The following is a 10,680-nucleotide window of genomic DNA, read 5'->3' as shown; positions in this document are numbered from 1 at the left end:
CTGACTATTTTGTCCGAATATGTCGGGTTTATATTTGAACGATTAAAAGGATGGCCTGCATATTATATCGCAGAAGAAAAGAATAGCTCAGTTTTAATTGCCGATCGCGATCGCAGAAATATCGTGAAAAACTCAGACAATATCCAAGTTTAGATGTAGAATACCCAAATGCTCGACAAAAATATTGTGCCATATCAACCAGACTGGGAAATTCCCAACCACACAATAGATGAGTTATTCCCCAAGCGCAGTCGCTACTGTGTCTGCATTCCCGTCATCAACGAGGGGTTAAAAATTCGCACTCAGTTAGATCGGATGAGAGGAATTTCTAAAGATTTTGATGTTATTATTGCTGATGGCGGTAGCACCGATAATTCCCTCGCTTTAGATGTCATATCCGAATTGGGTGTACGCACTTTGCTAACCAAGCAAGACACTGGTAAGCTGAGCGCTCAAATGCGGATGGCTTTTGCCTACGCCATGCAGCAAGGATACGAAGGAATTATTACTATTGATGGGAACAATAAAGACGATCCGGAAGCAATTACTACTTTCGCACAAGCACTTGATGCGGGTTTCGATCACATCCAAGGTTCCCGTTTTATCAAAGGGGGAAAAGAAGTTAACACGCCTTGGATGCGCTTATTTGGTATTAAATTAATCCACGCTCCTTTAATTAGCCTCGCCGCCGGATTTCGATACACCGATACTACAAATGGATTCCGCGCTTACAGCCGCAACTTCTTATTAGATCCCAGAGTAGCACCTTTTCGGCAAGTATTTTCAGGTTACGAACTGCACTACTACTTGGCAATTCGATCGGCTCGTTTGGGTTTCCGGGTGAAAGAGTTGCCAGTATGCCGCCGATATCCATCCAAAGGGCCAGTTCCTACTAAAATTAGTCCCATCAAGGGAAATATAATCGTGATGAAAACCTTGCTCAAAGCTTGTCTGCATAGATACAATCCACCAGCCACAAACAATAACTAAAAGAGAGGCGATCGATGCGTAATGCGCTGATAGGATACACGGGGTTTGTCGGAGGTAATTTAATTAGTCAACATCAATTTGACGACCTGTACAACTCTAAAAATATTGAATCTATTGCTGATAAAAACTTTGACTTTCTTGTTTGTTCTGGCGCACCAGCCGTTAAGTGGTTAGCCAACAAAGAGCCAGTCAAAGATGCAGAAAACCTCGCTCGCCTCATGAACTGTCTGAGTCAGGTATCTGCCAAAAAAGTTGTTTTGATATCCACAGTCGATGTCTATCCAGTTCCTATTGAAGTTGATGAAGCAACAGAAATTGATACCCAGGATTTGCATCCCTATGGCAAACACCGACTGCAATTAGAACAATTTGTCACAGAACGGTTTGATACTTTGGTTGTCCGTTTACCCGGTCTGTTTGGAGACGGTCTGAAAAAGAATATCGTTTATGACTTTATTCACAATAACAACGTTGACCAAATCCACAAAGATAACATATTTCAATTTTATAACCTCGCGCATCTCTGGCAGGATATTCAAACAGCCTTGGCAAACAATTTGAAATTAGTGAATTTGGCGACCGAACCTACCAGCGTTGCAGAGGTGGCCAAAAAAGTATTTGAAATTGATTTTGTTAACGAAACTCACAATCGTCCAGTCAAGTATGATATGAGGACTAAATACGCGGATATGTTTGGTGAATCTGGCGTATATGCCTACACCAAAAATACTGTTTTGACCGAAATGAAACAATTTGTATTGCAGCAAAGTTCTGTCGTAAAGAGTTAATCGCAGCCATGAAAATAGCCATTTCTAACATAGCTTGGCAAGTACAGGAAGAGGACGCGATCGCCAACCTCATGCAGCACCTCAACATCAAAGGTGTAGAGATCGCTCCTACCAAAAATTGGCCATCCCCATTAACCGCTAGCGATGCGGAAATAACCGCTTACAGGAAATTTTGGGAAAGCCGAGATATTGAAATCGTCGCCATGCAAGCTTTACTTTTTGGCAAACCAGACCTCACTATTTTCCAGTCAGAGCAAAAGCGACAAGAAACCTTTGAATATTTGTCGGGTATCATCCAATTAGGTAGCAAGTTTGGCGCAAAAGTACTTGTGTTCGGTTCTCCCAAAAACAGAAGTATTGGTAACTTACCACCGGAACAAGTTCAACAAATTGCCACAGAATTTTTCTATGGTTTGGGTGAAGTAGCATGGAAAAATGGCGTATTCTTTTGTATCGAACCAAATCCTACCGTCTACGGTTGCGATTTTATCAATACCTCCACGCAAGGATTAGAACTCGTCAATACAGTTAACAGCGATGGTTTTGGGTTGCACTTAGATGCAGCTGGAATGACCATGAGTGGAGAGGCAATTGTGTCTGCGATCGAACAAGCATTTAAGCGTGTGTGCCACTTTCATATTAGCGAGCCTAATTTAGGCCAAATTGGTACTGGAGGCGTCGATCATCAACTTTTTTCGCAAACCTTGTCTGCACTTAACTATCAAGGTTGGACATCGATTGAAATGAAAACTCAAAGTCCAGATACGAATATTGCTAACGTAGAACAAGCTCTACAAATAGCTATTCAACATTATAGTTGACGTTGGCATCGACTTTTTCTTAAACACTATCTAGAATTAACAATGTCAAGCGATAAAAAACCTCAAAATTTAAAGATATTCGCCATTTTTTCGGTAGCAGTAATATCATTTCTGATTATCATACCTATTTTCGATAACTTACAAATACCTTTTGGCACCAATAAAACTGGATTGATTTCCCTAGCCACTACAAAAAATATTAGTCCTTACACTAACTATATCAGATTTCTGATTTTCCTCGCCGTTCCATTTTTAATTGCCACTATCGCCGTCACTAGAAATCAAAATTTCGTAGAACGGCAATGGCAATTTATCAAAAAAGGAGCTAATTTTTTAATAAATACAAGGTTTTATTTAGTTATATCATTTATTTTACTTTTATCTTGGGCAATCAACAGAACCTATGGTTATTTGGCATTTCCATTAGAAGATACCTTTCACGAAGGTGAATATCTGGGATTTTTACCTAATTTTCTTACGCAAACCAAACCGTTTTTAAGTACATTCATGATTCACGGTTTCGGGATGAATGTGTTTCCCAGCTTAATCGCCAGCAAGCTAGCAACTCACTCCAATATCATTGCCTTAACTCGCTTGATTAGGATGACTCTAGGTTTTTTGACCTACTTGGTTTGTTTTTGGCTGATTGGAGAAATTATCTCATCCGTAAAACTGAATATTCCCAGACGAAATATTTTTATTATTTACTGTGCAATTTTTACTTTTTTTGATGGTTTCATCTTTGAAATTGCCAAAGGTATCCACCAAGGTAGAGATTTGTATTTGTTACTGCAAATAACGTTAACTGTAAGATTTTTTAGGCAGGCTCTATCCAGTAAGTTAAGTAGAGCAGAAATGTTCATCTTGCCAACGCTGATAGGATTATCTATACCCGTAAGTATTCTCTACGTGTACGATCGAGCCGTTTATTTTATCGCCATCTACGCAGTTTGTTGTGCTTTAACACTTGTTCTGGATAAAAAGTTTTCTAGAGCTTGGTTGAGTAATTCTGGTTTAGGATTACTCGGTTCTGCAATAGCTTTAGTTATTATACTCGGCTTCGATCAAGTATCGGCTTTACTATCGCAAATAGCTTACTGGGCGCGTTATGGCAGATACATGACATTTATTGCCATGCCGTCTTTTAATTTAGAAAATTTACCCATTTGGCGTCCTTTTATATTTTTGATTTCAGTAATTATTTTGGGAGCCATTTATTTATTTGTAGAATATCAGAATAATCCCAAACTCAAAGAACTTTGCGAACAAAATTGTTTGCTTATTATCCTGCTATTTTCATCTTTAATATATGCAAGAATTGCTCTAGATAGAAGCGATTACGGTCATGTCGCGCCAGGGGCACTCATGACTGTATTCTTACTCGCTTACCTGAGCGTAAATTTATTTAAAGACCAAATTAATAATTTTAAAACATCACCCCATAAGTTAGCAAGCTTTGTTATAATTTGCCTTGCAGTATTAAGCCCATTTTTCAATCCATATAATGCTTATCTTACGGTTGATGGAATGCAAAAATCATACCAAATACCGGATGAAAAAATCATCAAAAATGATTATTTACAAGCATACAAAACATTGCAACCAGAAATAGACAAATTATCGTGTTTCTATGGTCTTACATCAGAAGGTTTTTGGTACTATTTGTTTCAAAAACCTTCTTGCTCTAAGTTTAGCTATGCTTACTATGCCCACCCTCCCTTAGCTCAAGCTCAAGTCGTTAGCGATATCGATCGACAAAAACCAAAACTAATTTTAATGAGCAATGATGCTTCCTCTAATGCCATAGATGGCATCCATGTTTCTGAGGGAGCCTCGACGATATATCAATATTTCTTAGCCAAATACAAACCATACATTGCTGTTGGCTCTCATTGGTTTTGGCAGCAGCGCAATCAGAATTTTACTTTTCTCAAAACACAAGCAAATATCCAGAATGGCTATATAGATACACCAGTACCCGAAAAGATCAAAAGAAGAAACACCTTAGCTCTGAGTGGATGGGCCATATTACCCAAACAAGGACGATCGGCTGATGCAGTTTATATTACCTACGGCGAACAAAATAAGCCGATCGCAGTTGCCAGAGTCAACGTTCCCAGACCAGATGTAGCTAAAGTTTTAGCTAATAATGCTTATACCCAATCTGGGTGGAACCTCTTAATTCCCACTAAAATTTTACCAAAAGGTAATAACCTCGTCAGAGCTTGGAGTTACGATACAAAAAGCGAACAGCTTCATCAAATCGGTCAAGACATCAATATTAACCTCGTTGATTGAAGTCGTATTGGCGGCGAATGGGAATTTGCACAACAAATTCTGCCCCTTTCCCAGGTGCTGAAATACACTCTATTTTGCCAGCGTGTTTTTCAACTACAATTTGATACGTAATTGACAGTCCCAATCCAGTTCCCTTGCCGACTGGTTTTGTAGTAAAAAATGGATCGAACAACTTGTGGCGTATTTCTTCGGTCATCCCAGGGCCGTTATCCATAATACTTATTTGCACCGAATCGTTGGCAACTTCTGTGCGAATGCAAATTGTAGGGATGCAGTCATTTAACCTTTCAACTCCCGCAAATTTCAAATGTTCGAGTGCATCAATGGCGTTACTCAGGATATTCATGAATACCTGATTGATTTGCCCTGGGTAACACTCGACAAGCGGCAGTTTTCCATAGTTTTTATCCAGTTTAATACTAGGCCGTGCCGCGTTTTCTTTGAATCGGTGTTGCAAAATCAGCAAGGTGTTATCGATACCTTCGTGAATGTCAACCGGTTTCATTTCCGCTTCATCGAGACGGGAGAAGTTACGCAGCGACAAAACAATCTGACGAATGCGGTCTGTCCCTACTTTCATTGAAGATAGCAATTTGGGCAGGTCTGTTAATAAGAAATCCAGATCGATCGCTTCAATTTTGTCTTCGATCTCTTTTACAGGTTTGGGATAATATTGTTGATAAAGTTTTACCAGACTGAGCAAATCTTGAATATATCCCGTGGCATAGTTGATATTTCCGTGGATAAAGCTAACGGGATTATTAATTTCGTGGGCGATCCCGGCAACTAGCTGTCCCAAGCCGGACATTTTTTCGCTTTGAATCAGTTGAGCTTGAGTTTGTTGCAATTTTTGCAGCGCTTGGGCAATTTGTTCTGCTTGCGCTTGGGCAATTTTAGTAGCTTCTTGACTTTGGGCGTAAAGTTCGGCTTGGTTAATTGCGATCGCCAGCTGATCCGTCACCGCTTGCAGCAATTCTACTTCGCTGTCGCGCCAAGGACGGAAACCTCTAGTATGACTGCAATTGACTATACCAATTTGACCCGATTGCGTCTTGAAGGGCAGATCCAGCATAGAAGTATGGCCCAAAAAACGCAACACCTGCTGCAAAATCGGATCGGTTACAGTTTCTACATCGTCAGCACGGATTATTTCTAAGTTCAAAAGCTTCTCCACCAACGGGCGAAACTGTTCTTGAAGCGGATACACACCAATCCTACTTTCTAGATCCGGATGCTTAGCTTCCTTGACAATTTCCCACATTATCCTTTCATCACCTCCGTCTACGGGAGGGAAAAAACGAAGCCAAATAAAAAGGCATCGATCGATCTGCAACAGCTTGCCGATCTCCTGCACTGCTGTTTCCAAAATAGTGTCTAGATCGAGGGAGTTGCGGATCTGACTTGCTAGCCGATTGATCAGTTCTTCCTGCTGGGCGAGTTCTTTGTACCGCGCTTCCGACTGCCGCAACGCATCGTTTGCCCGCACGCGATCGGTGATATCCTCAAGTAGCGCCACGAAATAATCGACCGACCGATCCGATCGACGCAGACAGCGAACCAAAATATTAGTGTAAATTATGTCACCATCAGAGCGAATATACCTTTTTTCCAAAGAATAAGCGTCTATTTCACCTTCTAACACGCGATTGTACTGATTTAAGTCAACTTCCAAATCTTCCGGGTGCGTCAATTGCGCCCAAGTTGTGCCGTTCAATTCATTTCGAGAATAGCCGAGAAGTTCGCAGAAAGTATCGTTGACTTCAATCCAACCTTTTTCGGGCGAGGTGATCGCTACACCGATGAACGACAGTTCAAAATAACTGCGGAAGCGTTCTTCGCTTTGACGCAATCTTTCCTCCGCCAACTTGCGATCGCTAATATCAAAAGAAAGGCCAACAACGCCGCACAAAATACCCCTTTCATCGTGAATTGGCGAATCAGTCGCCAGTACCGGGAAACTCCTGCCATTGCGATGGCGCACCATAAATTCGCCCGACCAACTTTCGCCTGTACTCAAGCGCGACATCAATTCGGCTGCTTGTGTTTGAGAAAATTCAGATGGGATCAGTTCCACTATGTCGCGACCTAACGTTTCTGCTGCTGACCAACCATAGAGTTTTTCGGCAAATTGGTTCCAATAACTAACGATTCCGTTTAAGTCCGTGGCAATCACAGCTTGTTCGACAACATCCAACAATCGCGCCTGAAAGCGGTTTTTTTCCTCTGCTTTTAAGCGTTCCGAAATCTCCATTTCCAGTTTTCGATTGGTGATTTCCAACTCTGCTGGACTCGGTAAAGCCAATGCTTTCGGAATCAAATTCACCAGCATAATAGCAGTATATAAAGATACCGAAGCTGTCAGGGCTTTAACTAACCCGGATATCCAATAATGGGGATGCCACAACGTCCACACTTCTATAACGTGAGTTGTACCGCAGGCAATAATGAAAGTGCCGAAAAGTAAAAAGATCCAATCAAAAGGTAAATCCCGTCGCTGCTGCACAAAATATACCAACATCAGCGGAATGGAGTAGTAGGCGACAGCAATCAGCGAATCGGATATTATATGCAGCCATACCAGTCCTGGTTTCCACAGATAGCAATGGCCGTGCGGAATAAAGTTACTTGAAAATAGGGTTTGCCAGAATGCTGCCATAGAAAAATCCTATTTTGTAACGGTTTATCATTTCTGTTTTAGCCGTTATATTTTGTTTTGGCTAGAGATTGTCTGCCGTTTGTAATTAGATAAATATTGTAAATATCACATTAACTTCCAATTTATAAGTAACGGCTTAAAACCCTCGCTACTCACTAAGCGATCGCACAACTGTTAATTCGTCATTAATATTTTCAATATCATTATAATATTAAAGCCTGAATAGAGATTGCAGATACTAAATTTTTGTTTTTTTATCTGCAATCTTCTTAAATGTGAAAATTTATGCAATTACTAATTACTCACTTTCCCCCAGAAGATTATCGATCCTTCTTTTGCTCCTCTGCTGCTTTGCCAGTCTGCACCCCTGCGTCATCATAGATATTCTTGGAGCGGGAAAGGAATAATAATTGGTATTTTTCTTGATTAAATGTTGTGCAATACGCGCTCGCGTTATTACCCATCCACTTTTTCCAGAATTTGTTTGGTTTGTGCTAATAAATCATCGTGACAGTGACCGTTGCTAGCAACCAAGCAACCCCACTGATGCACATCTCCCCGGTTGTATTTGAGGGCAGAACCATCCAAATAAGTAAATTTGCCCCCAGCTTCCGTCAAAATCAGTTCGGGAGCCGCCATATCCCAGTCTTTCGGAGCAGATTTCCCAGAAAGAGATATGTAAATATCTGCTTCCTGTTCGATAATTGTGGCTATTTTGCAGCCTACACTACCGACATATTTGAGATTTTTGCAAGGCAGTTGCTGCAACAGATTGTTGAAGCGATCGTCTCGGTGAGTACGACTGACAATGATAGACAAATCTTCTAGTTTGTTGCGATCGGAAACTTGCACTTGCGTGATTAGTCCATCGCGAGTTTCCACAAAAGTACCCCCGCCTTTAGTTGCGTAGTATACCTTTTCTGTTTCCGGCCATGCCACCGCCGCCAGTACCGGACTTCCCTGATATACTAAAGCAATCTGAACAGCGTATTCACCCGTTTTGTCAATAAAATCTCGCGTACCGTCTAAAGGATCGACAATCCAAATCCAAGCTTCCGGTAAAGGCGATGACAAAACTCCCTTAGACTGAAATTTATAGGTTTCTTCGCTTAAGTAGCCAAAATCTTGAGTTCCGAAAGCAGCTTGCAAGTTGTCCAAAATATAGTGGTTGACTGCTATGTCAGCAGCAGTGACCGGCCCTTCTTTTTTATTTTCAATGTTCAGGTCACCGGTATGAGGTTCGCCGCGATAGTAGGATCGCAGGATATCAGCTGCCCCCCAAGCGACTGAGCGAGCGATCGCAGCTACTTCCTCTAATCCTTCAAATTGGTTTTCGCCTAAATATTTTAATTCCGTCACGCTACAATTCCTTTACTATTTGCAGATGGGTGGAGCCAATGCCCATAATAACCGTAAAATTGACGCTAAGGGCAAGTTGGGCGATATTTTTTATCTTTACTGCTCCTCTGGCGCTAAAATTCACCTCTACAAGCTCAAAGCTGATTCCATCCACCGACGAGTTCCAAAAAATTGACACGAATAAGAAGCAACCTTAGCCGCTGCTGCTAAGGCATCGGTAAAATTTTGCCGCAGAATGTAATGGCAAAAAGCTCCGTGGAAAACATCCCCAGCACCCAGCGTATCCACAGCCTTAACTTTAGGAACCTCTATCCACCCAGCTTCACCCTGGCAAAAATACTGAATAGCTTCTTCTCCGTGGGTAATGGCAATATGTGAAATTCCCAGAGATGAAAAATAGCTAATAATCTCCTGCTCGTTTTGGCAGTCAGGTGGGTAAAAGTTAGCCGAACAAATCGCGTAATCCACGAAAGGCAATATCTCATCAAATCCAGCCTTCCAGCTGCCACCATCTATTACAACTGGAATCTTGTTTGCTTTAGCTAATTGTGAGATTGTTTTACCAATTTCCATTTGGTGGCCGTCAATTAACACTATATCTATGCCAAACGCAATATCTGGAGAAAGACTTTCTTTGTGACCTTGGTATTTAGTCGCATTGATTGAGATCACAGCCCTCTCCCCAGTTGCTTCGGCGACGATAATAGAAGATACTGGTGGCGGCTCCAACCTAGTAGCAGCCAAATCTTGTATATCTACTTTGCAGTTTTCTAAATCAGTGCGGATTAAGTTAGTAATTGGGTGAGAGCCGATCGCACCCAAGAGTGTCGCTCGATCGCCCAAATAGCTGAAACTTACTGCTGCATTCGTCGCAGGGCCACCTGCTGCAACTGTATAGTCAGCCGCAACAATTTTTTGGTTCCTAGTTGGATAACCCTCCGTTAGATAGAGGAAATCTAAAGTTAGCAGTCCTACAAATAGCCCGTATTTTACCATTGGTACACTTTTTTTTCAGCTTGAAAAGTTTTACCTCCACCCACAGATGGCTTACAAGGTATCGGCCAAGCTAATAAGATGGACGCGATCGCGAGCGAAAATCTATCCACACCTATTTTTAGAGAATTTTGTTTTTAACAAAATAGAATAAAAATCAAATGGTAAACCGACTGAGTGATTTTAAGATAGAGATAAAGGTAAACTTTACAGTATCTTTAAAAAAAAGCACATTTTTATGAAGGAACTATTAAAAGACCTGTTTGCTTTACCAAACTTCATCAGCCAAGGGTACTACGACCCTTACTACCCAGAGTTGGTTTGGCTGCACATCTTGTCGGATACTCTCATTGCGTTGGCTTATTATTCGATTCCGCTAATGCTGCTCTACTTCATCCACAAGCGAGAAGATGTAGCTTTACCACCCGTGCTGTGGCTGTTTGGCGCTTTCTTCATTACCTATGGCACCAGCCAAATTATGGAAATTACAATGCTTTGGTATCCAAACTATGCGCTATACGGCGGTTTCAAAGCAGTTAGTGCTGTAATATCCATATATGCGGCAGGGAAGCTGTTTCCCTTAATTCCCCAAGCAATGGCACTTAAGAGCCCCGCCGAACTGGAAGCAGCGAATGAGAAACTCGCACGGGAGATCGTGGAACGGCAACAGGCAGAAGCAGCTCTCAACGAGAGGGAGGCATTATTTAGATCGATTTTTGAAGGAGCCAGCATAGGTATAGAAATTATCGATATGGCAGGCCAAACTGTAGCAAGG

At 41.5% G+C, this 10,680-nt stretch carries 7 protein-coding genes and 1 pseudogene; 5 read left to right on the top strand and 3 right to left on the bottom strand.

Translation table 11 applies throughout. The annotated features are described in order from the left end of the window. The first annotated feature begins 168 nt into the window (after nt 1–168). Genes H6S82_RS06800 through H6S82_RS06785 form a run of 4 tightly spaced genes read left to right on the top strand, consistent with a single transcriptional unit; the run spans nt 169 to nt 4,897 of the window. Complete coding sequence (locus tag H6S82_RS06800; RefSeq protein WP_190461961.1) at nt 169–990, top strand: glycosyltransferase family 2 protein; 822 nt, start codon at nt 169–171, stop codon at nt 988–990. A 14-nt stretch (nt 991–1,004) separates the two neighbouring features. Next, nucleotides 1,005–1,778, top strand: a complete 774-nt coding sequence (locus H6S82_RS06795) for a pyridine nucleotide transhydrogenase (protein WP_190461963.1) — start codon at nt 1,005–1,007, stop codon at nt 1,776–1,778. Nucleotides 1,779–1,786: 8 nt separating this feature from the next. Beyond that, a complete protein-coding gene (locus H6S82_RS06790; protein WP_190461964.1) occupies nt 1,787–2,599 on the top strand; it encodes a sugar phosphate isomerase/epimerase family protein in 813 nt (270 codons plus the stop codon). A gap of 42 nt (nt 2,600–2,641) precedes the next feature. Further along, a complete protein-coding gene (locus H6S82_RS06785; protein ID WP_190461966.1) occupies nt 2,642–4,897 on the top strand; it encodes a hypothetical protein in 2,256 nt (751 codons plus the stop codon). Here the strand turns inward: H6S82_RS06785 and H6S82_RS06780 are convergent. The 3 genes from H6S82_RS06780 to H6S82_RS06770 all read right to left on the bottom strand — a co-directional run bounded on the left by H6S82_RS06780 (nt 4,881) and on the right by H6S82_RS06770 (nt 9,908). After that, a complete protein-coding gene (locus H6S82_RS06780) occupies nt 4,881–7,553 on the bottom strand; it encodes a PAS domain S-box protein (protein WP_190461968.1) in 2,673 nt (890 codons plus the stop codon). The genes H6S82_RS06785 and H6S82_RS06780 overlap by 17 nt on opposite strands. Before the next feature lie 456 nt (nt 7,554–8,009). After that, nucleotides 8,010–8,912, bottom strand: coding sequence for an inositol monophosphatase family protein (locus tag H6S82_RS06775; protein WP_190461970.1), 903 nt, complete (start codon nt 8,910–8,912; stop codon nt 8,010–8,012). Between the two features lie 126 nt (nt 8,913–9,038). Next, the gene (locus H6S82_RS06770) at nt 9,039–9,908 is read right to left on the bottom strand and encodes a sugar kinase (RefSeq protein WP_190461972.1); all 870 of its coding nucleotides are present in this window, start codon (nt 9,906–9,908) and stop codon (nt 9,039–9,041) included. A 235-nt stretch (nt 9,909–10,143) separates the two neighbouring features. On the opposite strand from H6S82_RS06770, the pseudogene H6S82_RS06765 reads away from it, so the two are divergent. Continuing rightward, nucleotides 10,144–10,680: pseudogene (locus tag H6S82_RS06765) on the top strand (PAS domain-containing sensor histidine kinase); the annotation flags it as partial.

Source organism: Planktothrix sp. FACHB-1355 (assembly GCF_014748295.1).
GTDB classification, from domain to species: domain Bacteria; phylum Cyanobacteriota; class Cyanobacteriia; order Cyanobacteriales; family Aerosakkonemataceae; genus Aerosakkonema; species Aerosakkonema funiforme_A.
This window is presented reverse-complemented; position numbering and strand designations above follow the sequence as displayed.